The sequence below is a fragment of the Fannyhessea sp. C0108B2 genome (assembly GCF_056583915.1).
This window is the reverse complement of record NZ_JBWPJQ010000002.1, coordinates 160,149-186,394: the sequence shown is the minus strand read 5'-3', so window position 1 is coordinate 186,394 and position 26,246 is coordinate 160,149. Positions and strand designations below refer to the sequence as shown.

The 26,246-nt window shown below is 43.8% G+C and carries 21 protein-coding genes and 3 tRNA genes; 9 read left to right on the top strand and 15 right to left on the bottom strand.

Features of this window, described 5'->3' with window-relative positions:
- Positions 1-166: 166 nt before the first annotated feature.
- The gene (gene greA / locus AC1DBT_RS01815; protein WP_311431198.1) at positions 167-640 is read right to left on the bottom strand and encodes a transcription elongation factor GreA; all 474 of its coding nucleotides are present in this window, start codon (positions 638-640) and stop codon (positions 167-169) included.
- Positions 641-736: 96 nt separating this feature from the next.
- Positions 737-973 (bottom strand): twin-arginine translocase TatA/TatE family subunit, encoded by a 237-nt coding sequence (locus AC1DBT_RS01810; RefSeq protein WP_010241907.1) that lies wholly within the window; start codon positions 971-973, stop codon positions 737-739.
- A gap of 300 nt (positions 974-1,273) precedes the next feature.
- On the opposite strand from AC1DBT_RS01810, the gene AC1DBT_RS01805 reads away from it, so the two are divergent.
- Positions 1,274-2,041, top strand: a complete 768-nt coding sequence (locus tag AC1DBT_RS01805; RefSeq protein ID WP_480018366.1) for a spermidine synthase — start codon at positions 1,274-1,276, stop codon at positions 2,039-2,041.
- Positions 2,042-2,098: 57 nt separating this feature from the next.
- Here AC1DBT_RS01805 and tadA read toward each other — a convergent pair whose 3' ends face one another.
- Positions 2,099-2,737: a tRNA adenosine(34) deaminase TadA gene (gene tadA, locus AC1DBT_RS01800; protein WP_480018365.1), complete on the bottom strand. Its 639-nt coding sequence runs from the start codon at positions 2,735-2,737 to the stop codon at positions 2,099-2,101.
- Positions 2,738-2,963: 226 nt separating this feature from the next.
- Between tadA and AC1DBT_RS01795 the strand changes: the two genes are divergently transcribed.
- Both AC1DBT_RS01795 and AC1DBT_RS01790 read left to right on the top strand, forming a co-directional pair.
- Positions 2,964-3,054: transfer RNA gene (locus AC1DBT_RS01795), tRNA-Ser, on the top strand.
- Positions 3,055-3,336: 282 nt separating this feature from the next.
- On the top strand, positions 3,337-3,891 hold the full coding sequence (locus tag AC1DBT_RS01790) for a LemA family protein (RefSeq protein WP_480018364.1): 555 nt from the start codon (positions 3,337-3,339) through the stop codon (positions 3,889-3,891).
- A gap of 148 nt (positions 3,892-4,039) precedes the next feature.
- Here AC1DBT_RS01790 and AC1DBT_RS01785 read toward each other — a convergent pair whose 3' ends face one another.
- The 5 genes from AC1DBT_RS01785 to AC1DBT_RS01765 all read right to left on the bottom strand — a co-directional run bounded on the left by AC1DBT_RS01785 (position 4,040) and on the right by AC1DBT_RS01765 (position 8,640).
- Positions 4,040-5,002, bottom strand: a complete 963-nt coding sequence (locus AC1DBT_RS01785; RefSeq protein WP_480018363.1) for a transketolase family protein — start codon at positions 5,000-5,002, stop codon at positions 4,040-4,042.
- Positions 5,003-5,030: 28 nt separating this feature from the next.
- The gene (locus tag AC1DBT_RS01780; RefSeq protein ID WP_480018362.1) at positions 5,031-5,966 is read right to left on the bottom strand and encodes a transketolase; all 936 of its coding nucleotides are present in this window, start codon (positions 5,964-5,966) and stop codon (positions 5,031-5,033) included.
- Between the two features lie 85 nt (positions 5,967-6,051).
- Positions 6,052-6,333: a PTS sugar transporter subunit IIB gene (locus AC1DBT_RS01775; RefSeq protein ID WP_006302322.1), complete on the bottom strand. Its 282-nt coding sequence runs from the start codon at positions 6,331-6,333 to the stop codon at positions 6,052-6,054.
- Between the two features lie 249 nt (positions 6,334-6,582).
- Positions 6,583-8,037: a PTS ascorbate transporter subunit IIC gene (locus tag AC1DBT_RS01770; protein WP_480018361.1), complete on the bottom strand. Its 1,455-nt coding sequence runs from the start codon at positions 8,035-8,037 to the stop codon at positions 6,583-6,585.
- Positions 8,038-8,190: 153 nt separating this feature from the next.
- A complete protein-coding gene (locus tag AC1DBT_RS01765; RefSeq protein ID WP_480018360.1) occupies positions 8,191-8,640 on the bottom strand; it encodes a PTS sugar transporter subunit IIA in 450 nt (149 codons plus the stop codon).
- Positions 8,641-9,053: 413 nt separating this feature from the next.
- Between AC1DBT_RS01765 and AC1DBT_RS01760 the strand changes: the two genes are divergently transcribed.
- Positions 9,054-9,944 carry a DeoR/GlpR family DNA-binding transcription regulator gene (locus AC1DBT_RS01760; RefSeq protein ID WP_480018359.1) on the top strand — a complete coding sequence of 297 codons (891 nt, stop codon included), beginning with the start codon at positions 9,054-9,056 and terminating at the stop codon, positions 9,942-9,944.
- Between the two features lie 80 nt (positions 9,945-10,024).
- Here the strand turns inward: AC1DBT_RS01760 and dcuC are convergent, their stop codons facing one another.
- The 3 genes from dcuC to rbsK form a co-directional block, all read right to left on the bottom strand.
- Complete coding sequence (gene dcuC / locus AC1DBT_RS01755) at positions 10,025-11,497, bottom strand: C4-dicarboxylate transporter DcuC (protein ID WP_480018358.1); 1,473 nt, start codon at positions 11,495-11,497, stop codon at positions 10,025-10,027.
- A gap of 79 nt (positions 11,498-11,576) precedes the next feature.
- Complete coding sequence (gene rihC / locus AC1DBT_RS01750; RefSeq protein ID WP_480018357.1) at positions 11,577-12,521, bottom strand: ribonucleoside hydrolase RihC; 945 nt, start codon at positions 12,519-12,521, stop codon at positions 11,577-11,579.
- A 131-nt stretch (positions 12,522-12,652) separates the two neighbouring features.
- A complete protein-coding gene (rbsK, locus tag AC1DBT_RS01745; protein ID WP_480018356.1) occupies positions 12,653-13,594 on the bottom strand; it encodes a ribokinase in 942 nt (313 codons plus the stop codon).
- 344 nt (positions 13,595-13,938) lie between these two features.
- Between rbsK and AC1DBT_RS01740 the strand changes: the two genes are divergently transcribed.
- A complete protein-coding gene (locus AC1DBT_RS01740) occupies positions 13,939-16,014 on the top strand; it encodes a PfkB family carbohydrate kinase (protein WP_480018355.1) in 2,076 nt (691 codons plus the stop codon).
- Positions 16,015-16,051: 37 nt separating this feature from the next.
- Here the strand turns inward: AC1DBT_RS01740 and AC1DBT_RS01735 are convergent.
- Positions 16,052-16,127: transfer RNA gene (locus AC1DBT_RS01735), tRNA-Val, on the bottom strand.
- Between the two features lie 86 nt (positions 16,128-16,213).
- Between AC1DBT_RS01735 and AC1DBT_RS01730 the strand changes: the two genes are divergently transcribed.
- The 4 genes from AC1DBT_RS01730 to AC1DBT_RS01715 all read left to right on the top strand — a co-directional run bounded on the left by AC1DBT_RS01730 (position 16,214) and on the right by AC1DBT_RS01715 (position 21,480).
- The gene (locus AC1DBT_RS01730) at positions 16,214-17,956 is read left to right on the top strand and encodes a Mur ligase family protein (RefSeq protein WP_480018354.1); all 1,743 of its coding nucleotides are present in this window, start codon (positions 16,214-16,216) and stop codon (positions 17,954-17,956) included.
- Complete coding sequence (locus tag AC1DBT_RS01725; protein ID WP_480018353.1) at positions 17,946-18,926, top strand: HAD family hydrolase; 981 nt, start codon at positions 17,946-17,948, stop codon at positions 18,924-18,926. The genes AC1DBT_RS01730 and AC1DBT_RS01725 overlap by 11 nt, the downstream gene beginning before the upstream one ends.
- Positions 18,927-18,974: 48 nt before the next feature.
- Positions 18,975-21,287, top strand: a complete 2,313-nt coding sequence (locus AC1DBT_RS01720; protein WP_480018352.1) for a DUF6541 family protein — start codon at positions 18,975-18,977, stop codon at positions 21,285-21,287.
- 118 nt (positions 21,288-21,405) lie between these two features.
- Positions 21,406-21,480 (top strand) — tRNA-Glu (locus AC1DBT_RS01715).
- 411 nt (positions 21,481-21,891) lie between these two features.
- On the opposite strand, the gene AC1DBT_RS01710 is transcribed toward AC1DBT_RS01715, so the two are convergent.
- The 3 genes from AC1DBT_RS01710 to AC1DBT_RS01700 form a co-directional block, all read right to left on the bottom strand.
- Positions 21,892-24,366, bottom strand: a complete 2,475-nt coding sequence (locus AC1DBT_RS01710; protein WP_480018351.1) for a phosphoketolase — start codon at positions 24,364-24,366, stop codon at positions 21,892-21,894.
- Between the two features lie 220 nt (positions 24,367-24,586).
- On the bottom strand, positions 24,587-25,360 hold the full coding sequence (gene araD, locus AC1DBT_RS01705; RefSeq protein WP_480018350.1) for an L-ribulose-5-phosphate 4-epimerase AraD: 774 nt from the start codon (positions 25,358-25,360) through the stop codon (positions 24,587-24,589).
- Complete coding sequence (locus AC1DBT_RS01700; RefSeq protein ID WP_480018349.1) at positions 25,350-26,207, bottom strand: L-ribulose-5-phosphate 3-epimerase; 858 nt, start codon at positions 26,205-26,207, stop codon at positions 25,350-25,352. Before AC1DBT_RS01700 ends, araD begins: the two co-directional genes overlap by 11 nt.
- Positions 26,208-26,246 lie beyond the last annotated feature (39 nt).

The following is a 26,246-nucleotide window of genomic DNA, read 5'->3' as shown; positions in this document are numbered from 1 at the left end:
ACTCCTTAATAGCTGGTAATGCGTACGTTTACGTATTGTTGCTTGCCGTATGTGTGGCTTGCTTATGAAAACACATGCGCTGTTAAATGCAAAAACGCGCCTTGAGCCGCGGGGCGCAAGGACGCGAATGCTTATCGTATAAAACACACGAACGAATCAGTTGCACCTAACGAGTAATATTTAATATCGTGTAGGTTTTTTCTTTGCCGCTTGGGGTAGAAAAGCTTACTACATCGCCCACAACATGACCAATAAGCTCGGCGCCTGCTGGCGATTCATTTGAGATTTTATGCTCAAGAGAATCTGTTTCGGTGGTACCAACAATGGTAAAGCTGATTGACTTGCCTTTTTTATCGGAAAGCTCAACGGTAGTACCAATAGAAACGCTCAACTCACCGTCGGTGCGCTCAACCACTTTAGCAGTAGCCAAAATTTGGCGAATCTCATTAATACGCGACTCGTTGAGTGATTGCTCCTCTTTGGCGGCATCGTATTCGGAGTTTTCTGATAAGTCACCAAACCCACGTGCTTCTTTAAGGCGTTCAACAATTTCTTCGTGCTTCTCGCCCTCACGATACGCAAGTTCGTCAACCAACTTTTGGCGACCTTCCGGGGTAAGTATCAACTCTTTTTTATCCATCTGCTACCTTCTCAAAAGAAACTTACAAACCATGCTCATGTGTTAGCGCACAATACTTTACCTTACACACAAAGTGCGTGACGTGCGCGAACAAGACTAGTGCTCTTTGCTGTCCTCAACAACAACATCCTCTGCTTCTTGAGATTTAGCAGAGCTTTTTGCTTTTTCGTCTTTTTTATTGGTGTCATCGCTTGAATCATCAAGACCCTCGCGAACGCTTTTAACGGTTTTACCCAATGCACTTCCGAGTTTTGGAAGATTTTTAGGCCCAAAAATAACCAAAACAATGGCTACCACAATAACAAGCTCCAAAGGACCCATACCCAGAATCATATATGCCTCCAATACGTCCACGTATTACACATACCTGATGTTACCTGTTTTAGCGTACAATAGTATGCGATGTACAAGTTTGCACAAGTTAGTATAGCTGAGCCAACTGCAAAATAACAATTAGATTTTATCCATTATGCCTAACATAAGGAGTTTTCTTTAATAATGCACAATATACTTACATCACTTCTTACGATAAGCGGTTGGACTTGTGTAGTGAGCACAGGTATATTGGCACTATTTTACCTTATCTTACGAATGCGTGGGGCCCATCTCTTCATAAAAAGTAAATTTGGCCCCGTGCTGATTTTTGATTCACAAGATAAACAAAAAACGCCCATTAGGTTGTTGAACGTAGGTAACAAATTTCAGTCGGTATGCTACCTGCAAAAAGAGCTGCGCTATAAACTGGTATGCATCTATCATCAGTACATGATGCAATTGGTAAAGCTTGCGCATAAAGAATCAGGTAAAACTCTAGTCATAGGCGCAGGGGGTTATTCGCTCCCCAAATGGATGTGGGCGCACTACCCAAACATGCAGGTGAGCGTGGTAGAAATTGATCCTGTTATTACAAAACTTGCCAAGCGATTTTTCTTTTTACAACAAACGCTTGATACCTTTTGCAAAAACTCATATCAAGAGCTCAGCTATCCTGCGTGCCTAGAGGGGCAGCAACCAAGCACATGTCGCGCGCGCATTATCCATGCCGACGGTGTGCATTATCTGCAACACACTCAAGAAACCTACGACGTAATCATTAACGATGCGTTTGCTGGAAAAAACGCGCTGATCTCGCTTGCAAATCAAGAGGGCGCGCGCTTACTTAAAAACCGTCTGCGCCCAGACGGCGTATATTTAGCCAATATCATTTCCCCACTTGACATGTCTTCTGGCAGTATTTTGCATAAGGTTATTGCTTCTATGCAAACACAATTTGCCTACGTGTATCTCATTCCCGAAGACGAAGAAGATCCTCGTGTTGTAGCTAACAACGTGTTAGTTGCCAGCAATTTAGCGTTAAAGATTGCAAAATCCTACCGCGTGGAGTCTTTGCTCTCGTGCTAAGCGTGTAAAAATGTATCGGGTCTTTCGCCCATCATGTGCGCAAAGACTCAAACTACGCTAGTCATGCGCACGCTTATGTTTGAAAAACTGTTGCAGAAGATTTGCACTTTCATCAGCCAAAACGCCGCCTTTTAGCTCAAAGGAGTGATTAAGCCTAAAATCATTGCTTACGTTATACAGGCTTCCGCAAGCTCCTGCTTTTTGATCGTATGCACCAAAAACGCAGCGTGCAATGCGCGCGTTGAGCATAAGACCTGCGCACATAAGACAAGGCTCAAGCGTTACATATACACAGCAGTGCTCAAGATGCCATGAATCAAGCTTCTTTGCTGCTTGCAACATGGCAATAAATTCTGCATGATCGCTAGGGTTGTGGCTGTGTTGGCGTAAATTATGTGCTGCCGAAAGTATGGTATTGTTGCAAACAACAACCGCTCCAATAGGGACCTCTTGCTCTAAAGCTGCTTTTTGAGCCTGTGCAAGGGCGCATTGCATATAGTATGTGTCAAGGTCGCAAAAATCCTCGGCGTCACATGGATTCGGATGTGTTGTCGTATCAGGCGCCGTAGCAGCCAATGTATCAAACGCGCGCGAGTCGTACACATGGTGCAACGGCTGCTTGCAGTCAGCATGCGTACGCTGTAAAAGCGTCTCATTGGTTGTTGTGTTATTAGAACAAGAGCTCGTGTGTGTCATCGATAATTCCTTACAAATTTTTCCCCAAAACGGCACGTCATTTTGCGGCAAGAGCAAGCACATAGCATGCGTGCAAGCTTCGTATCCTTAAATTTTACACGAAAATCAAAAAGATATAAGTTTTTGTACACTTATAGAGCTTAATGTTGTACACTATAAAAGCTGTGCAAGAGCTTATGTACTTATTTCGTTTTGTTCATCGCACGTACAGAAGCTAGGCAGCTACGGAGGGGTGGCAGAGTGGTCGAATGCGGCGGTCTTGAAAACCGTTGAGCGGCAACCCCGTTCCGAGGGTTCGAATCCCTCCCCCTCCGCCATTTTTACTCAATCACGTTTACACAAATTTTTTGCAATATTCCCAGATTAACGTGCAGTTGTTTGCGCGCGCAAATCGCGTATAAAGTGCACGCAAATCGCACGTAAATTACGTTTTAATGCCTATGCACTTCATATAACCTGTATTTCATCAGCCGCTCCATCTTGCGTTGTTAGATTACTTCGTAACCATATGCCGCATCTCAAAACTGCTCAGCAACGTGTATAATAAAGATTTATGTACAACAAAATTATCAAACACAACAAGGCGAACAGGAGATACCATGCCTGAAACACTTATAATTGTCGGCATAATTGTGGTTGTGCTGCTTATTGCAGTTATGATGTATAACCACATTGTCCAGCTGAACAACCGTTGCGACAACGCATGGCAAACTATTGATACGCAGCTTCAACGTAGAAATGATCTTATTCCTAATCTCGTTGAAACCGTAAAAGGCTACGCCACGCACGAATCTAAGACGCTTGAAAACGTTATTGCCGCACGTGCAGCTGTTAACAGCGCAGCTACTCCCGTAGAAAAGATGGATGCTTCTAACACCCTTACGCAAACACTTGGTCATTTGTTTGCCGTTGCAGAAAGCTACCCCGACCTTAAAGCAAATGCCAATTTTCAGCAGCTTCAATCTCAGCTAAGCGATACCGAAGATAAAATTAGCTATGCGCGCATGAGCTTTAATGACTGTGTGCTTATGTTTAATAACGCCATAACCACGTTTCCTGGCGTTATTTTTGCAGGACTTTTCCACTTTGACAAACGCGAAGGCTTTGTTGTTACAAGCGAAAGCGCACGCAATGTTCCTGAGGTAAAGTTTTAATTGCCTCTTAAAAGCGTTGCCACTTAACAAACGCCGCTAACATAGCTTACAAATACGCCCCTTGTTCTTAAAACAAGGGGCGTTCTTTGCACGAAAGCTATCTTAAGAGAGTCGTATTATAAAACGAACAATGTAACAAATGCCCAAGTTAGTGAGCAAGCAAAGCGTTAACCGTCTTTACCACATCTGAAGCACAAAGGCCAAACTCTTTTTGAAGCCAATTGGCAGTGCCAACTTGACCAAACTGCTCGTTTACACCAATACGCTTAAATGGGACACATACTTGCGCTTCTACAAGAGTTTCGGCAACACTTGATCCCAAACCACCGTTAACACTATGATTTTCAAAAGTTACTACAGCGCGTTTACCTGCAGCTTCGCTTAACACAAGCTCTTTATCAAGCGGCTTAATGCAAAACATGTCAATAACTTCTACCGACAAGCCTTGTTTTTCTAATTCTTCTGCAGCATCGAGCGCATCTTTAACCAGCTGACCAGCGCTTATGATAAGAACGTCACTACCTTTTTGAAGAACATTTCCGCGTCCAAGCTCAAAGGTAGAACCACTCTCATAAATGCTGTACGAGGCTTTTCTTCCCGAGCGTACGTAGTGCACACCTTCCAAAGTTGCAAACGTGCGGATAATCCACTCCATTTGTACGGGATCTGCCGCATCGGTAACAACCGAACCCGGAATCATGCGCATAAGCGCTATATCTTCCCAGGTTGTGTGCGTTCCTCCGTTAGCCCCTACGGTAAAGCCAGGGTCGGAACCCCAAATATTGATAGTGTTGTGCGCATATCCACCCGACAGATAAATTTGGTCAAAGCATCTACGCGTAGCAAAAGGCCCAAAGGTGTGACAAAATGGAATATACCCCTCAGACGACATGCCCGCCGCTATACCCATCATGTTTTGCTCGGCAATACCCACTTCTACAAACTGCTCGGGGCGTTCTTTTTGAATTTTAAGCGTTCCGCTTGCGCCACCTAAATCTGCATCAAAACATAAAATACGATCATTTGCTTTCATCAGGTCAAGCAGTGTATCAACAACCGTGTCACGATAAGGTTTTCCTGCGCTTCTACAATCTTTTGCAAGTTTAAACATTATTCCTCACTCTCTGTAGCTACTCATATTAAGAAAGATTTTGTGTGGCGCAAGAACTTTCACCATCATCTAGACCGCTGCAAGCGCAAGGAAGGCTTTCTCCTTCGAGCGCAAAGGCAAGCGCAGCAATTTCTTGGTCAAAGCGCGCAATTGCTTCATCGGTAGCTTTATTGATTTCGTCGTTATTCCATTTCATCGAGTGATTCATTTCGGTTTCTTCAAAGTAAGGAACACCAGCACCTTTAATGGTGTCAAGCACAATAGCATTGGCTTGATTGTGCTGGTCTTTTGCACGAGTAATTGCCTCATCAAGCGCAATAATATCTTGACCATTAACCTTTTGTGTATAAAAACCAAAGGCGCGCATTTTGTCTACATAGTCAAACGGGTCAAGAATGTCTTTAGTTCTACCGTCTAGCTGCTTTTTGTTGTCGTCTATAAACACAATACAGCGATCAAGGCGATGCGCAGCAATGAACTCAAACGCTTCCCAACACTGACCTTCGTTAAGCTCGCCGTCACCTACAAAAAGATAGGTATTACGGGAAGAATGCTTCTTCTTAAGAGCATAGGCAATACCTGCTGCAAGCGAAGTCCCCTGACCCAAAGAACCAGTTGTTGCATCAACACCAGGTGTTTTAAGACGATCGGTATGAGAAGGTAGGCGTGTTCCGCCATCATTTAAGGTAAAGAGCCATTCCTTAGGGAAGAATCCACGCTCGGCAAGTGTTGAATACATAACGGGACCTGCGTGTCCTTTTGACAAAACAATACGATCTCTGTCTTCCCAGTGAGGATCATCGGGGCGATGGCGTAAGTGTTTTGCATAAAGCACAGCATAAGCGTCGGCTAATGAAAGCGAACCACCAACATGTCCGTAACCTCTGTGCTGAAGCATGGCAAGTACGTCACGACGAATTTTTGTTGCTAAAAGCTTAATTTTTTTATATTCCCTATCCTCCACGGAACACTCCTGTTCTATCACTGTTTTGCACGCTCTATATATCTAGCTGTTATAAAAATTGAATTATTTACCCACAAAACAACGACTATCCGATATGTTGTGCCAGCTTTTGTTCAAGCTCTGCCTTGTCTAAAATATTTATAAGAACTACTTTTTTCTCATCGGGAATACCTTGCATAAAATCCTTTAAATCATTACCGACAATAAATAAATCGGCAGCTTGAGGATTGATGTCAGAAATGGTAGTATGATCAACTTCAATTTCGGGATGACCAAGCTTTTTAACAGCGTCTTCCGCATTCATATGAACGATAAGGCTTGAACCCAATCCGGAACCGCAACAACATAAAATCTTATGTACACTCATAGCAACCCCTTACAATGTACTTGGACGCCCTCTACACCTACCGTATCACAGGGCTGTAACCTTATTACACTATTATTATCTCTGAACTTTATTGAACACATGTTTGCACTTACGGTAAACAGAGATATAACACAATACATTTGTAGGCTTGTACCTTTATAAGCCCACCGATAAAACAAGCGAGGCCAGCTGACCTCGCTTGATGTTAAACACTCGCCAAAGCCTTCTTAGCGCCACGGTAACACTTTCTTACGCCTGCGTCTTTGGTTTAGGTGCAAGGAAGTTATACAAAATAGGAGCAATGTAAACAACGACACAAATAAGCATTAAGAGCGAACCATTTGCATAATTTATAATGTTACCAAATACGATTCCCATCCAAGAGAAATCGGCATCGGAGAAAGTTGCGCCTGTATAACCAAGAGCATTAAACACTGGCATGCAGATAGCTGGCAAGAATGTAATAAGCAAACCGTGTGCAAAACCACCGGCAACACAACCTTTTACACCACCTTCTGCATTACCAAATACACCTGCGGTAGCACCACAGAAGAAGTGAGGAACAACGCCAGGCAAGATAAGAGCAACAGGAATCATAGCGTTTAATCCGCCAAGGATAAACAGTCCAACAATGCCACCAACAAATGAACTAATAAATCCAATGGTTACCGCATTAGGTGCATATGTAAATGCAACGGGACAGTCAAGTGCAGGTTTGGCACCTGGAACTAGCTTATCGGCAATGCCTTTGAAAGCAGGAACAATTTCGCCAATAATAAGACGAACACCACTTAAGATGATGTAGACACCACCAGCAAAGCTCAAGCCTCCTGTAATGGCCCATACGATCCAGTTGTTAACTGTTTCGGAACCAATGTTCATAAGCCCTTTTAATGCGCCAAACTGAGCGTCAAATGCTTTGGGATCTGCAGCGAGTAACGCTGGACCTTCGGTTAAAATTCCGCGTGCAACAGCAATACCTGTTACCACTAAGAACAAAATAACCATCGTTAATCCAATTGAAACCGTTGTATCACGTAAAAAGATAAGACGTTTGGGGAAGTTGATTTCTTCGGTGCTTTTGCGATGAGGGTCATTGGCAAAGCAGCGGCCAACCACACCAGCAAGCCAGTAACCAAGTCCGCCTAAGTGACCAAGTGCCACTGAATCGCTTCCTGTTACTTTTCTAAACGTTACCTGACAATATGCAGGTGACAGCACCATAATAAAACCAAGCAAGCAACCGCCGGCAAGATAGAGCATCCAACCTTCAAGATGACCTGCGCCACCTAAAATAACCGCAATCATACATGCCATATAAAGCGTGTGATGACCTGTTAAGAAAATGTAGCGCATGCGCGAAAAACGAGCAAGAACAATGTTGAGAACCATTCCTACTGCCATAATAACAGCCGAACTAACACCAAAGTTCTTAAGCGCGTCTGCAACAACGGCTTCGTTATTTGGTACAACACCTTGCATATTAAACGCATAGTTAAATATTTGACCAAAACCCGTTAGAGAGTTTCCTACCAAAAAACTCGCACCTGCACTTAACACCAAGAAACCAACAATGGTTTTAAGTGTACCTTTAACGATGTCTTCAACTGGTTTTCCTTGCAAACACAAGCCCAAACACGCAAGCAAGCCTACAAGAATAGCAGGTGTAGACAAGATGTTAATGATAACCTCAAGTACTGCCATCTGACTTCCTTTCTCTATGTATGCGCGCTTTATGTTAAAAACGGCGCACACCATAATTGGATTTATCACGAGCTTCTTATGTAAAGCGCATAGTTGGCACTGTTTTATCTGCTCTGTTACTACTGCTTTACCAACACGAGCAATGTGTGCGCCTTACGCTGAAGCGCTGATAAATAAATCGTAAATTTCCTGTGTTGTTTGAGCTTGTGCAATGCTGGTAATGTTTGCCTCACAAGCAAACATGGTTGCAAGAATACGCATAACGTCAATATGATCGTTAGGATTTTGCGCAGCAAGTGTCACCAAAACACGAACAGGAGCATTACCCTCCTTAAAGACAACTCCTTCACGTACCACCGTAACCGCAAGCTGCTGATGTATAACGCCTTGTTCAGGACGCGCATGCAACAGTGCAAGGTCGGGAGTTAAAACAAAATATGGCCCAAATTCATGCGCGTTTGCAATAATCCCGTCAATATAGGCACTCGTGACACTGCCATCATTCACAAGCGGCTGGACGGCAACGTGAATAGAATCTTCCCAGTCTTTGCACGCCGAAACAATTTGTATGTTTTTCAGCTTGAGCATTTCTTTCATAGTCATGCGTAAACTCCTTCAAATAGTTCGTATGCGTGCAAAAATATGAAAACCGTCGTTTAAGACAGCTCTTAGTGTAACAATTAGTTCGTAATATTGACACATTTTTTTATTGTTCTTTCCTGATTTTCCGTCAGCGGTCTTATTTCAAGCGTAAAAGTACGGCTAACTTGTCCAAACTCCCATAGCTCTTTAATATGCAACATAAGCTTAATATTGAGCATACAAAAGACGATCATCACTTTTGTGTGCAAATTATCCTTGAGGGGTTGTGCATAATCAAGGTTTCTTATGTTTACTTCTTATGATTACTTCTTACGTTTACAAGAAATTGAATAAACGTGTAGTGCTCAAGAAAATATAACTCATTTCACAAAGTACGCTACACTTAAATTGTCTAGACGAGAAAGGAGGAAACGTTGTTCCGAAAAGAACGCCATACAGAGATTTTGCGCCTGCTCGATAGACAAGGCCGTGTAGAAGTAGAAGATCTAGCCGCCCATTATAGAGTTAGCTGTGACAGCATCCGTAAAGATCTTCAATATCTTGATAAACACGGTTTATGCAAACGCGTGTATGGTGGTGCGCTTAAGAGTGCTGATGTGAGCGCGCTTAACAATTTTTTGCATCCCAACGTTGATTCCAAACTTTCTGCTCGTCCTAACAGTCAGCGTACAAAACAACGCGTTGACGAGCTTATACCTTCACTTAACCATGCTCTTTCACCTGAACCACAAACAGCGCAAGACTCAAGAACACAAGATCATGCTGACACCAACAGATGGGCGGTTGCAAAGCGCGCTTATTTGGAAATAAACGACGGAGATTCGATTTTTTTGGATTTATCGCGCATCAACATAGAGCTTGCACGGCTTTTAGCACAGGGAAACAAGCATGTTATTGTAACTACCAACATGTTAGATATTATTAAAATCCTCTCTGACGCACCGCACATAACAACACTTGCAACAGGTGGTTTTCTTAACATAAAGCTCAATGGTTTTGTAGGATCCGAAACTATCAGCTTACTCGAACCGCTCTTGTTCCTTAAAGCATTTATTGGCGCAGGCAGCATAGATTTGGATCAAATGGCGGTATCATGCGACAATATTGACGGCGGAGCCGTAAAAGAAAAAGTTATCCACAATGCTTCATATACCTTCTTGCTGGCAGATAAAAATAAATTTAATCGAGCAGAACTGTATCGCTTTGCAACTATAACCGATTTTTCGGCCATAATTACCGACTGCGATGATGAGGTTGTGTTAAGAAAGTTGCGCACAACAGGAACGCCTATACTACAAGCGTAATATAGGCGTTGTTTGGCACATATGTTCTATTACTTTACATTTAACAATGTAAAGTAATCATATCTTCCTAAATAATCTTCCTAGATAAACAGTATCATCGAAAGAATGAACATGAACACACAACCCAAAAGCATAGGCGCACTGACGCGCTTTACAACGTCGATAGGGTTGGTCTTGGTAGTACCCGATACAATCATAATAACCGCAGACACAGGAGATACCGCACGCAGCAAGTTTCCTGCCAATCCCATAGGAACTGAAATGGCAATAGGAGATATTCCTGCTGCCTGAGCCAAAGCCGGGATAAGCGGAACCATTGCGTAAAAGAGTGCCACACCCGAACCAGAAAGCAGCACGATAAGCGCGGTAAGACCAACCAGAATAAGCGGAAGTACAAATCCTAAACCATTACCGCTCATACCAGTCATCATTGCTTGTAGCGAAGCAATAAGGCCAATAGATTTAAGTCCAATTACATAAATCATTGCAGCAACCAACAAAGCGATAATAGGAAGTGTTGAACCCATGCCCTTGAAGAAAGTTTCGGTTTTGCCAAGTGCTTCATGCATATCCTTACGTCTTGCTGCGTCACAAATAAGCGCAATTACAAACGAAATAAGAGTTGCGAGCTCTACGCTCATCGTAATGGCTACGCCTAAACAAATTTTTGCGATGTACGCCACAATTAACAGCACAATTGGTAACAGGGGCAAAAATGCATAGAGTGCGTAGAAGCCGCCTTTGAGCTCGTCTTTTGCTGTATCAGAGTTTTGCTGCGCAGTGTGCGACTTATCTGCAGACTCATCAGCTTGATCATTGGACTTACTTGCATTTTGCGCGGTAGCTGTTTGAGCAGCGCGCTTGCTCATAAATTTTTGCCAGAAGTAGTGAACAACCGCCATAAAAATAAGGGTAGGAATAGAAACCACTGCATGGTATCCAAAAACATACTGAGAAACCGTAAGGTTTTCAAACATTGGATACTTTGCCAACTCTGCTGTAATAGCAACGTTATCGGCTCCTAAAGGTGTTGGCATAACGGTGGCTGTTGTTGCAATAACTGCGGCTGCAGTTAAAGCCGACATACCCGATTTTCTAAGCACTGGATACAACGTTGCAAGCAAAATAATTGCCAAGTTTGATGCACTTGGAACAACCAGCGATAAAACGTTACCCAACAGAAAGACAATTGGCACCAAAATATATGGTGACCGAACACGTTTAATAGGTTTTGCCAGCGCGCTCACGGTTGCATCATTAGCGCCAATTGAGCTCATATATGAGGTGTAGCCACCTAAAAACAGCATAACAAGGCCTGCACCCGTAAGCGTTGATTTAAACGTAACAATAATGGCAAGCAAAGGATCCAAAAGCGGAGTTGAACTTGGCTTAAAATCTTTAATCGCTAATCCATGACCTGTTGCGATAGCAACATACATAAGCACTAAACCAATGATAAACAGCGTAATTTTGATGTCCATCTTTTTTACCAGCATATAGCCGATAATGCCGATGGATAGTGCCGCTATCACATACATTACTATAAGCTCCATACCACTCTCCTTACGACACAAGCACATGCACGACATGTACGAACTTACATTACGGTAATTGCATCCACGAAACTGTTAGCTAATTTGAGGCCGCGGCGCGCTTACGCTCGCAAATACCAAGCTGCTCAACAAACCACGAACGAAATGCTTCAACATCAATATCGGTACAGACATCAACATTGGGCTCTCCATGCAGATAACCTCTAAAGTCAACCAACGTACAACCAGCGGTAAGCGTGCCTGCAAGCTCGATGTCAACAAATGTTTTTTCAACCTTAAAGAATTCTGGCTTAAGAAAGTATGCCATAGCTGTTGGATCGTACATTTTAAGCGCGGTGTTAATTGAACCCGAACGATAATGACTAAACAAGTCGTACACCATCTTGCCCGTTTTCCCAAACGTTTTAATTGTTAGGATGTCGTTTGCAGGAATCGTTGCCTTCCAACCAATATCAAGCCCAACCATAGCTAAAGGAATACCTGATGAAAAGACAATTTTTGCGGCCTCGGGGTCGGTGGCAATATTAAACTCGGACAAAACGCCTTTATTGCCACGCGTGCATGTTCCGCCCATAATTACAATCCGTTTAATAAGCTCTTGATCTTGAGGATACACACGCAACAAAAGAGCAACGTTGGTAAGAGGCCCTATTGCCACAATGGTCAAAGGCTCTTTACTTGCATGAAGCGCTTTGTGCATTGCAACAGGAGCCGCGTCATCGAGCAAACATTCATCTGCTTGACCTTCAAACTCATATCCTGCCAAACCCGATTCGCCGTGAACATTTGCGGCAGTTGTAAGCTTGCGCACAAGTGGACCTTGGGCTCCCTTTGCAACTGGAACATGCGCATGCCAAAAATGTAAAAGTTTAAGCACGTTATTTGTTACATTCTCAAGCGTTACGTTACCACCAACAGTAGTAATGAGCTTTATATCTGTTGTATCCGATGCAAGCGCAAGCCCTAAAGCCACTGCATCATCAACACCTGGATCGGTGTCTAAAATAATTGGTGTTTTCGCCATAGCAGTTCCTTTCAACGATGACGACCTTTACATATACACACATAATGGTTAAAACTCAGGGCACTTCATACGAGCACTTGTACCAGAATGCATGGTATCAACTGCTCAACCTACAAGATTCATATAACGTCTTATACGCAACTGGCAAGCTTGGCCAATTCGTGAGTTTGCTGAAACGCTTCGGCCTCATCACAGGTTGGAATGGACACCTGTGCGCCCACGCGCGTAGTTGAAAGCGCAGCCGCAGCTTGAGCAAAGCTTATTGCCTGTTCGATGTGCACGCCTTTTGCAAGACAAGCACTCATTGCGCCAACAAAGGTATCGCCAGCGCCTGTTGAATCTACGGCCTTTACCGAATATGCAGGCGCAAAGAGTTGATGCTGGTGCGAAACAAGCAAACATCCTGCAGCGCCCAATGTTACAACCAAAGTTTTCATACCAAGTTGCAAAACCTTTGTAAGTGCGCACATAGTAGAGGCGTCCATGGTTGGATTAATGTCAAATAAGCTCATGCATTCGGTTTCGTTAAGGCATAAAATGTCGATATTTTTATACAGCGATGGCTTAATAGAGCGCACGGGAGACGGATTTACAATTGTGATCATGTGATGGTCATGAGCAAACTCTATGGACGACTCTACCGCCTGAGCTGGACACTCAAATTGCGTCAAAAAAATGTCGTGCGGCTGTGCAACACGCGAAAGTGCCGCATGTGCAAATTGTGGTGTAACAAACTCATTTGCACCGTGATTAATAATAATCCTGTTGTTTCCATGGGAACGCAGGACAATTGCCATGCCAGTTGTTGAGCTAGTTGTTGTTACCTCTTGAATATCAACACCTGATTGAGCCATGCTGGTGCGCAACTCTTTACCAAAACTGTCGGTTCCTACACATCCAATAAGATGGGTATGAACTCCTGCACGTGCAGACGCCACCGCCTGATTTGCGCCTTTTCCTCCAGCGTTAATAAGCAAATTGTTGCCCGAAAGCGTTTCGCCTTCTAACGGCATTCTCTCTGATTCTATGGACACATCCATATTGATGCTGCCCAGCACCACAACTTTACTCATATATCACCATACCTTGTAACACTGCACGCGCAATCTATAACACACAGTACTACGCTTGTTTGTATCTGCGTATAAAACTTATGTTATCAGTTGCTCATGCGATGTAATCTTCCGTGTTTAGGAAAATGATTTCCTAATCTTGTTTACTATACTAGCTGCATGCAAAAACGCACCAATCGTGCGCATCCACGAGTGGCTCTGTTTATTCCGTCAACGGTATATTTCTTAAGAAAGTATAAGCAACTGAGGATTTTTACTGGTAACATAAAGCGTGCACGCTTGGATATTGAGATATGAAGTTTTTCCATGTCCAAGCATGGGCGATAAGCGTTCTAAGGAATACCATGAACATTAAAGATATAGCACGGTTAGCAGGCGTTTCGCCAACAACCGTTTCAAAAATCCTTAATCGTAAAGACCAAAATATTAGCAGCCAAACACGCTCTGTGGTATTAGATACCATTAAAAAATATCATTACACCCCTTATGCACGTATTACCGCGCAACGAAACACATGGCTTGTAGGTGTTTGTGTACGCGAAACAAAAGAGAATATGTGTTTGGTATCGGGCATAATAAGGGCGCTGCATAAGCATCACATCTCTACCCTTGTGGTATACACGAGCGAAAAGTCCCGTGAAGGACAGAGCATTACAGAGCTTATACAATCAAATATAAGTGCGCTCATCTGGGAGCCACTCGACGCTACACATACATCAACTAACGCAGCTGTAGATAGTCTTTGTGCAAAGCACGACATTGAGGTGCTTAAACTTGGCAAAGATGGTGGCAAGCACAACTATAGCATTGATTTTAAAACACTGGCGCACGACCTAAGCGCCGAGCTTATCTTGGCTGGTCATCGCCATATTGCGTGTCTTACCGATAAAGAAACTCCACGCGCGTTTATACAGGGATACGCCTCGATACTTTTTCAGCGAAAAATTATGCTTGCAGAACAAAACTGTTATACAAGCGTGTGCAATGAACTGTTGCAAGCACTTGTAAACGGCGATATAACAGCCGTGGTATGTGCTTCATGGCAACAAGCGCAAGACCTTCGTACGCAGCTTTATACGCTTCACATACAAGCGCCGCAGGATTTTTCGCTTGTATGTCTGCAAAGCGATGCAGAACACGCGCCACAAAGCGCAGACGAGCAGCCACAAACAGATACGGGCGCTGCAAACACAAATGGTTGCACCTCTGTGGTGTATTCCTATTTGAATACGCCTATAAGTGCATACAGCATAAGTTATAAAGATTTTGGAACATATATAGCGCAACAGCTAAAAATAGCAAATCAATCAGTTGCTAATGACGATGGATGTGCGCGCAAGCAAGACACTGCCTCAGACGCCGTGTTCAACTTTATCCCCACGTATAACGCACTTACCACCAGAGCGAGCATTGCTTCGCCTCAAAATAATCAACACGAACGAATTGTAATTGTTGGAAGCATCAATATTGATACTCAGCTTTTAGTGGATCATATTCCTGGAGCAGGTTCAACCGTAACCACAACCACATCGCATATTTCGGTTGGAGGAAAAGGTCTTAACTATGCTATTGGTGTTGCTAAACTTGCACATAAAGCCGTGCTTATTGGCAATATTGGCGACGATAGCGAATCAAGCATGATTTATAAAGAGTTAAGCCGCTGGAATATAGATACCAAAGGCGTGGTCCGCACAAAAGACGAGCAAACGGGCAAGGCATACATCTGTGTAGATAAACAGGGCGCGTCAACCATCACCATTCTTACAGGCGCCAATAGCAAACTTTGTGCTCAAGACATAATTGAGCGCAAACATCTATTTAAAAACGCGTCTTTGTGTCTTATTCCATCCGAAGTTCCACTTGATGCAGCCGAACAGGCTTGCAAAGAGGCAAAACGCCAGGGAGCGCAGGTTATTTTTAAGCCGGTGGCACTTACGGAATTTCCAAAGCGCATGGCAACCTATATTGATTACATTATCCCCAACGAACACGAGCTTGCCACGCTGTGTCGCGCGCTCAAACATTGCGTGCAGGCACATACTCCTCACCGTGATGACCGCAGCGCGAAAACGACGCAAAACGCATTGATTGACCAAGCACATATGTTACTTAACCTGGGGATTCCTCATGTCATAGTTACACGCGGCGAAAAAGGTTGCGATTATTTCTCGGCGTCCTCACATATTCATACGCCATCTCATGCATTCAAAACGATCGACACAACTGGTGCAAGCGATGCATTTATCTGCGCGTTTGCAACAAGCTTACTGAGCAATGATACTGTTGAGCGCGCTTTAGACGACGCGTGTTATGCCGCAGGCTACAGCACCACACGACCAGGCGTTGTTCAGGCGTTGATTGACGCGCAAACACTTGAACTGTATCGCGAGCGTCATATTGATACAAAACAGAACGCTTAGGAAGTAAAAGATTTTATAAAAGGGAAAAATAAAAAAATGGTGGGCGATGAGGGATTTGAACCCCCGACCTTGTGCGTGTAAAGCACCTGCGCTAGCCACTGCGCCAATCGCCCGAAAGAAGTGTATCACAAAATGGAATTATTTCGCAGTGATATTCTTCAAGAATCCTAAATTTCTAAAACGCACTATACTAAAACGTATGGAAACAACACTTTATGACATACTTAAACAACTCCAAGCTCAAGGGCTACTTCTTGAGGTTTATAACCTCAAATGCGACGAGCGTGACCCGCGCTGGGGTAATTTTTTGCCAAACGTTCGGTTTATAGATTCTACCTGCGGTAATAACAAAATTATGGCAACTGCAGACAGTTTAATAAACGGTTTGGATTCAAATTCGCTCTACTCACAAAAGCACCATATTTTTGTGTGCAAGGGTGCAGCTTTTAAGCCCGAGTATCTCCAAGATGCACTCAAAAAAGGCGCAACGGCATATATGTGCGACAACACGCGCGCGCAGGCGTTGCGAACATACTGTCCACATGCCGTACAAATTGTTGTTAACGACATTAGGCTTGCGATGGCACAGGCAGCACCTCTTGCATGGGGACATCCCGATACGCGCCTTATTACGGTAGGAATCACCGGAACCAAAGGCAAAACAACCACCGCATGCATGATTAAAAACATTCTTGATGCACGTGCACAACGCAAGCATATATGCACTTCACAAGGCAAATCTCCTATTGGTCTTATGGGATCTATCATCACGTATGATGGTATCATCAACGAAGAAAGTACCAATACCACACCCGAAGCCCCCGATTTTTGGCGTCATCTACACAATGCAGTAGAATCGGGAATCACACATATGGTTATGGAGATTTCAAGTCAGGCACTTAAACACCATCGTGTTGATGGTCTTCATTTGGATGTTGCACTGTTTTTGAACATCTCGCCCGACCACATATCCAAAGTTGAACACCCTACCTTTGAAGATTATTTCTTAAGCAAGCTTATGATATTTTCTATGGCGGATGCTGCAATTATGAATCTTGACGCCGATCATTTTGAAGCAATTTACGCGCACGCTCACACATGCAGTCCCTTGCTTGTCTGCGGACGCGTGCACGCGCAGCGACGTCTTGAGGCATATGAGTCACAATTTCTGTCAGACAAAAAAGTAGCAAGCACATTAAAATCTGCGCTTAACCGCACGTTACCTGCAGATATAGTGGCGCACGACATACACCCCCAAGGATGTGGTTTGCAATTTAGCTGTGATGAAGCGCACAACGCTAACGCTCAACAGCGCGAATTTTTTGTACCACTTCATGGAACATTTAACGTGGATAACGCATTATGCGCTGTTGCGTGTGCCGATCTTTTACATGTCAACACCTCTGATATTCAACAGGGTTTAGCCAACACACACGTTGCAGGACGAATGGAATTTATTCCAACTCACACGCAAAACATTCAAGGCATTGTAGACTATGCGCACAATACGTTGTCGTTTAGATGCTTTTTTAGTGACCTTGCTCATGAATTTCCTCATTACAAGATCATCGCTCTTTTTGGAGCGCCTGGAGGAAAAGCCTTTGACCGCAGGCGAGACCTGGTAGAAGAAGCAGCAAAATGGGCAGACACCATCATACTAACCGAAGAAGACCCCGGGCATGAGCGCGTGCAAGATATTTGCAACGAAATGGCAAAGCATATGCCAAAAGGTCAGAAATACTATATTGAATGCAACCGCGCGTCCGCTATAGAAAAAGCAGTTGAGCTTGCAAATTGCTCACAAGCCAAAACACTTATTTGTATGCTTGGCAAGGGCGACGAAACCACCCAACACGAGCAAGATCGTTACGTAAGCTGCTTGCCTGATAAAGACATATTTATACATGCCGTTAATGCTCTAAAGGAGTCTCATGACCAATAACCACGCACAAAGCGCGCCTTATCAAACCACCTCACTGAACCGTCTCTCATCACTAGACACCCTCAGTGACAAGCTTAAAGCACGTCTGAGTCGCGTTAGCTATGTATTGTCCGACACTGATAACACTATGATTACCCACAGTTGTGCTTTATGTTCCGCTGATGGAACACCCTCATTTGAGCTTGCAAAAGCGCTTGTTTTAGCACGTAAACACCATATTTCAATAGTTCCATGCACGGGTCGAAATCGCGCTATGATTCGCGAAGACGCGCGCCTTTTAGGACTTTCACAATGGATTGGCGAAATGGGCGGCATCATCTGCATAAAAGACGGAGCAGAATCTGTGTGGGAATATGCGTGCGCGGATATGGAATATGATGCAAACTCACATAAGACTCCACATGACATGATTATGCAAACAGGTGTTGTTGATGCACTTCTTAAACGTTGGAGCACGTCGCTTGAGCTGTATAACGATAACGGTCTTGGCTATCAATATCGCGAAGTAACCGTTGCGCTGCGCGGCAAGCTTGATGAAGCCGAAGCCCAAGACATGCTTAACCACTGTGGTTTGGCACTCGACTTAGTGAACAATGGTGTTGTTACTCATATTAACGGACCAACTATTCTTGCGCGCAATGCACAAGGTGTGGCTACCAATATCAGCAACTATCACATTGTTCCTAAAAATCTTAACAAGGGTTATGCCGTTGCTCAATTTATGCGTATGATGAATCTTTCTCGCGAGCAAGTACTTGCCTGTGGCGACTCATCTGCCGACTGTTCGATGGCGCAAAGCGCTGGGTTGTTTGTGCTTATGCAAAACGGTGCAAAAAATCAATCGTGTATGCAAGAACTCGCAGGCGCGGATAATGCATTTGTAACCGAGCGTCCTTCCACCGATGGTTTTTGCGATCTTATTCATCTGTTGTGTGCCTGTCGAGACGAATATAAATCAACAGAAGCCTAAACTCTGCATAAAAACTGCAACTCGTGGTAAAGTTGAAGCGTACTAAACGTGCGCACAGACAACACGTCTGCACTTTTTATGTACGAACAAATGCTCTTGCAGCACGCTTTTATGCAAACGGACGCTCTTGATCCGTATTTTATACATGTACATGACGTGATTATGGGTTTTGCTATGTGGTTTAGTTTTTTGACAAGCGCTCTTATCGGAAGCGCACTTCTTTATATTCCAGGGTTTTTGCTGCTTAAAGCAGCACACATGGATACTGCGCGCGCTCTTGCAAGCGCTCCTTTAATAAGCTGTGCACTACTATTTGTAACAGCAGAAGCTTTTGTGCTTATGCATATTCCGCTGAGTGCTGTGGCCTTATGTTTTTACAGCTTTATATGGGTTCCTGTCATTATGATCTGCGTTTATGCATATAAGCGCATAATTAAAAAAACAAGCGGTACCACTAATCAAGCGTCTGTCAAAGCGCGCACACTATGCCCAGGACTTAAACTTTCGCCGCTGCCACCTACCACATACCTAACATATCTATTTATGGGCTTATTAGGTGGCCTTATATTTTTTATCCTTCCAATCTCGTCTCCCGAAAATATTGCACAAGGTTGGGATATAGTCAGCCATCTTAACTTTACACAAACCATGATAGGCGAAGGTGCATACAATGCCTTTCTTCCCTCATTTTATGAGCACGCGTTTGATGCAATTAATCCGTCGTCCTATGGAACAAAATTTTACCCTGCTGGTTGGAACATTTTATGCGCAGCCATTACGCAACTTGCTCAAACCAATACCGTTATCGCAGCTAATGCACTTAATTTTATTTTTACTTCGGTAGTTTATCCTTGGGCAATTATGACTTTTATAGCACAGGTTTATCCACGCTACCCACGCACCGTATATGTAGGAGCTTTTTTACCTGCACTTACATGTGTGTTTCCTTGGATACTTTTGGTATATGGACCACTTTTCCCCTTTGTAGCTGCGCTTTGTATTACGCCTGCTATCTTTTGGATATTCATGACGCTTACGCGCTCAAAAACAACGGCGCGCGATCGTATGTATCTCATTCCCGTATTTATATGTGGCGCTATTACCCTTATCATGCTACATCCTTCGTCCTTTTTTGTATGCGTGCTTATCCTTACACCTTGGTGTATTGCACGCATCAAAAATACAAGCCGAAACCTTCATATAGGAGCAAAACGCATCAGCGCACTCTTGCTTTCAATAGTATTTTTATGGGCAGTTGTCGCTGGATGGATTGGTCTGTATTGTCTGATTGTAGGAAAAGTTGCACTCAATTATTGGTGGAGTGCATATAGCAGCATCCCAAACGCTCTTATACAAACCGTATTATTTGAATTTGTGGGCACTACAACAATGGGCAATTGGTTTGTTGCGCCGCAACCAGTTTTGTTTTTCGTGTTCATCATAGGAGTATGGCAAGCGTTCAAACACGCGCGCGGACGATTTTTGGCGGTCAGTTATCTCTATCTTATATGCGTTTGCATAATTGTCATCTGTTCTGATCTACCTATAAAAGGGGTTTTGAGTAGCTTTTGGTACACCGATCCTTATAGGATTGCTGCACTGATTTCGCTGGTAAGCTTACCGCTTGTAGCACATGGATTAGACGCTTTATGTGTCTTTGCACAAGAACAACTTTCCCCTATGGTGCGCACTATATGCTCGCGTATAAACATGCGCAATTGCCGCCTTATGGGACGTGTTAAACGCTTGTGTTATGCAAGCTCACGCACCACAAGTGGATATGCGCTTTCAACTGCCTTCGTAGTTGTTTTCTTTTTAGTAGCAAATACGTTAATACCGTTTCCTCAATTTAAGGGGAAAAATCCTCATGAGTGGCCTGAGGTAGTGCAAAGCGGCGGCGTTATCAATAATATAAAAGTTGTTGCTGCAGGTTATCACGATACACGATTTTTAGACCCTCAAAAGTACGAGTTTTTGAAGCGTGCTCAAAAAATTACGCAACAAGATGTTGTACTTAACAACCCCTTTGACGGCAGCGTTTTAGCATATGGGATGACCTCCATGCAAACGTTTTGGCGCTATCCGTATGTTTTAAATGAGTTTGAAAAGCCTAGTTTTGCACGCGTACGCATTGAACTTGATGAGATTTCTTATAACGACAAAGTACGTGACGCCGTTAAAAAGTTTGGAGCAAAATATGTGCTTAGTCTTGGTAAAAGCCGTTGTGAAGACGCAAGTCTTATGGGTAAGTATAGTCCGCAGGCGTTTAGCGGTATAGACAGGATTACGCCCGACACCAAAGGTTTTACCCTCGTCTTGCAACAGGGCGATATGGCACTTTATAAAATTGACACCATCTAAGCGCCCCATCTGCGGCGCCAAATTGTTTAGTATTTGTGATGAAACCGCCTCACCACGTTTTTCTTAAAAAGTTACTAGCATAAATTCTGATGGTTTGGTATACTTCTTCATTGCGCTTGTCCCCATCGTCTAACGGTTAGGACACCGCCCTTTCAAGGCGGAAATACGAGTTCGATTCTCGTTGGGGGTACCATAGAATTAAATGCCGTGCCTATAAGGCGCGGTTTTTTTTGCTTATTTTAGGGTGTAGCCTGAACTATAGAACTAAATAAGTTGTCGATAAATCGTCGACATGTGAAATAGCACAATCCGAGAACCATAGGACAAAATAGACAAATAAAAAGCTGACACCAGAATAATTCCGATGTCAGCTTATTTTTTTGCAAAGCTCTGAGCTTTTATGTACAGCAACAAGCTTTAGAGCGCCTTAATCACGCTGTAAAGGCGTGTTTAGTAATTCATAACCAAATGCTATAACACGTCATACACTTGGCGCAAAGGCGCTCTGTAGGTGCTTTGCAAGCCCTCTGTAAGACTTCTGCAAGCGCACACAAGCACGCGCGACAATTATTGTATGAAGAATTACACAAAGCCACGCAAGCACTTACTCGTTATCTCCGCCTGTTGCTTTAGTCGCAGACAAAACCTCGGCAGAGTCCTTTGCGTCGTGCCATCTCCAATCGGTAAAGGCTGGATGATCATAGCCCTTATCTACCGCAAACTGGAACGCATCAGCACGGAATTTCTCCCAAGCGTCAATCTGATCTTTCCACTTATTTGCATCAACCAAGCGCAAAGCATCTTGAGCCAAAGCCCAACGATCCATATGATTTTGACGAACCATATCATAAGGCGTTGTAGTAGAACCTTGCTCTTCGTATCCGTGAACACAGAAGTTATCATGATTTGGACGGTTCCAAATCAAACGACGAACGCTACCAGCATATGCATGGAACGCAAACAAAACGGGCTTATCAGCAGAGAAGAGTTTTACAAATTCCTCGTCAGAAATTGCTTGATCGTTTTCTTGAGCATTTTGAATTTTAAGGAGATCAACAACGTTTACAAAACGAACGTGAACACCCAGCTTATCAAGCAGCTCAACGGCAGCAAGCGCTTCTTGCGTAGGTACGTCGCCGCACGACGCAATAACAAGATCAGGCTCTTCTCCCTTTTGTACGGTAGAAGCCCATTTCCACTCAACAACACCACGTTTAAGCTCTTCGCGCGCCTCGTCAAGCGTAACCCAGGTAGGAGCAGGTTGTTTACCAGCAAAAATAGCGTTAAAGCAGTTGGTTGAGTTAAACGCACGCTCGGCAACAGCCAACAAAAGATTTGCGTCAGCTGGGAAATAAATATTGGTGATGTGGTCATTGTTAAAGCTCTTATTAAGCATAATGTCCACAAAACCAGGATCTTGGTGCGAGAATCCGTTGTGATCCTGACGCCAAACGTGGCTTGAAATCAAAAGGTTAATTCCCGAAATAGGACGACGCCAAGGAATATGACGAACGCATGCTTCCAGCCACTTGCAGTGCTGATTAATCATGGAGTCTACTACGTGTACAAATGATTCGTAGCTCGACCAAATACCATTACGACCAGTTAACACATAGCCCTCTAACAGTCCTTCGCATTGGTGCTCAGAAAGCTGCTCGATAACGTTTCCAACAGGAGCCATGTGCTCATCATTTTGAGGATCAGCGTTTATTTCGCCAAACCATTGTTTATCGGTTACACGATAGGACGGCTGCAAACGGTTTGAAGCAGTTTCGTCGGGTCCAAAAATACGGAACGAATCGCGGTTCTTGTTGATAACTTCGGCCGTAAAATTGCCCAAAACGCGTGTTGCCTCTACGGCACCGCAACCATGGCCACCTTTTTCTACGTCAACAGCAAAGTCTTTTGCATCTGGAAGATCAAGGTTTTGACGGAGCTTACCACCATTTGCGTTGGGGTTAGCGCCAAGTCTTAAATCACCTTGAGGCATAGCTGCAACAACTTCGCTTTTAATTGCACCGTTTTCGTCAAAAAGCTCCTCAGGTTTATAGGATTTCATCCAATTTTTCAAAACCTCAAAGTGAGCTTCGGTATCGCGAGCAGATGCTAAAGGCACCTGATGGGCGCGCCAAGAACCCTCGGTCTTTTTACCATCTATATATGCTGGGCATGTCCATCCTTTAGGAGTGCGGAACACGATCATAGGATATGCAGGACGAGCTTCTTCACCTGCTTGAGCGCGCGTCTTAATATTGCAAATTTCATCGAATACCGTCTCAAGAAGTGCTGCAAAACGACGGTGAATAGATGAATGGTCTTCGTCGTCAAAACCAGCTGTAAATACATAGGGGTGATAGCCCATACCACGGAAGAATTCATCGCGTTCTTCGCCACTAATACGCGACAGAATTGATGGGTTAGCAATTTTATAGCCGTTAAGATGTAAAATTGGCAACACAATACCATCGGTTAGTGGATCAAGGAACTTGTTGGTTTGCCAGCTTGTTGCTAAAGGACCGGTTTCTGATTCGCCATCGCCTACTACAGCTACAGCCAACAGCGATGGATTGTCCAAAACAGCACCATACGCGTGTGACAATACATACCCAAGCTCTCCACCCTCATGAATAGAACCAGGTGTTTCGGGCGCATAGTGCGAAGGAATACCTCCTGGATATGAGAATTGACGGAAGAACTTTTGCAGACCTGCTTCGTCTTTTGTAATGCGCGGATAGGTTTCGGTGTATGTTCCGTCCAAAAGTGACTGCGCAGTACCAGCAGGTCCGCCGTGACCTGGCCCCATTAAGAAAACCGTATTTTGGTTGTGGTCATGAATAAGACGATTAACGTGACCAAACAAAAAGTTTAAACCTGGCGTAGTTCCCCAGTGGCCTACCAAACGATATTTAATATCGTCACGATTAAAATCACCCTTCATCAAAGGGTTGCTGCGTAAATAAATTTGTCCAATAGACAAGTAATTAGCACAACGCCAATACTTATCAACAGCCTCGAGCTCTTCTTCAGAGACAGACTTCCCGAGTTTATGCCACGGTGTACCCAATACCGGTTGACCCATATTGTCCTCCTTATATTTTTTTACATATCTAACTCTAAGTGATAAAACGTTTTACTAGTTGAAAGTTGCGCGGTTTTTATCGATTTACATAATCCATTCATAATAGATTTGTTCATAACAAAAAGGTGCCAAAACATTCTGGCACCTTTTGTTTGCATATCCTCAACAACTACAGTATCGCGGTGAAATACCAGCAGAACAACCTGCAATGCACAAGGTACTAATGAGTGTCGCCAGGTTGTCCGTAATATGCATGAGCACCGTGTTTTCTAAAATAGTGCTTATCAAGATAATACTGAGGAATTGGCTCAAAAGGCTGCTCGCCTGCACTTGGACGCACGCGACCCATAAGGTCTTCGGTGCGTTCAGCCATATCACAAACGGTTTCGATAACCTTACCCACCTCAACAGATTTCATAGGAGTGTTTCCCCATGAAAATGTTCCATGATTACGTACAAGAACACCTGGTGTAGCAACAGGGTCAATATTACGAGTCCTAAAAGTTTCTACAATGACCTTGCCTGTGTTTTCCTCGTAGGCTTCTTCGACCTCTTGTTGAGTTAAGTCGCGCGTGCACGGAATAGGTCCGTAAAAATTATCTGCGTGCGTTGTTCCATATACTGGTACGTCACGACCAGCCTGCGCCCACGCAGCGCCTTGAACGCTATGCGTGTGCGTAATAGCGTTGATTTGAGGAAACTCTCTAAAGAGTACAACGTCTGTTGGTAAATCAGACGAAGGACGAAGGCTGTGCTCGCCCAAAATGCTACCGTCCAGTGTAGTTACTACCATATCTGAAGGCTTCATAGTTTCGTAAGGCACACCACTAGGTTTAATGACAATAACACCTAAGTCGCGATTAACCTCAGCAACATTTCCCCAGGTAAGCGTAACTAACCCCAACTCGGGCAAGCGGCAGTTTGCCGCGCAAACGCGCTCGCACATACCTTCAACTTCGCGGCAATGAAGCAACTCTTCGCTATTAAAACTCATAACCTGCCTCCTTGAAGATCGGCAAAGTATATGCAAGTGCCTTCTTGATTTCTGCCTCGGGATCATCGGAGGTTTCGCTCCACATCTCAAGCATAAAGGTTCCGTTATAGCCCAGGCGTTTTAAGGTTTTAAAGCAACCCAAAAAGTCTACTTGACCTTCACCAAAGGGAACGTTTTTGAATTTGCCCTTAAAGGTATCGGTTACATTAAGCGTATCTTTTACGTGAAGAGCAGCGATTTCGTCGATACCTAATTCAAGCTCAGCTTCAACATCGTTTTCAGGCCACGCATTCAAATTTCCAAGGTCGGGATATACCTGCAACCACGGAGAATGTATCTGCTTTTTGATTTTGTTGAACTTGGTAACCGAATTAATGAACGGATCGTCCATAATTTCGATAGAAAGCATCACTTGCTTTTCGGCAGCCATTGCAACAGCCTTTTGCAGATTTTCCATAAAGTAGGCACGCGACGTAAGCGTCTTTGGCTCGTAGTACACATCATATCCAGCAAGCTGAATATTACGTATGCCCAAATCAGATGCCAAGTCTATGGCTTTTTTCATAATTTCTAAACCATGGCTACGCGTATCAGGATCACTTGAACCAAACGGAAAACGACGATGACCGCTTAAACACATGGAATAAACTGTAAGGCCAACTTCGTATTCAGCATCGATAAGCTCTTTGCGCTCTTGCTTTGTCCAATCAAGTCGAGCCAGGCGCTCGTCGGTTTCGTCTACGGACATCTCTACAAAATTAAAGCCGAGTTTTTTTGCAAGTAAAAGACGATCTTTCCAAGAAACATTCTTAGGCAAAGCCTTCTCATAAATGCCTAAATGTGCCATATTGCACGTCCAATCTCTCCATGACTAATTATTAGCGTA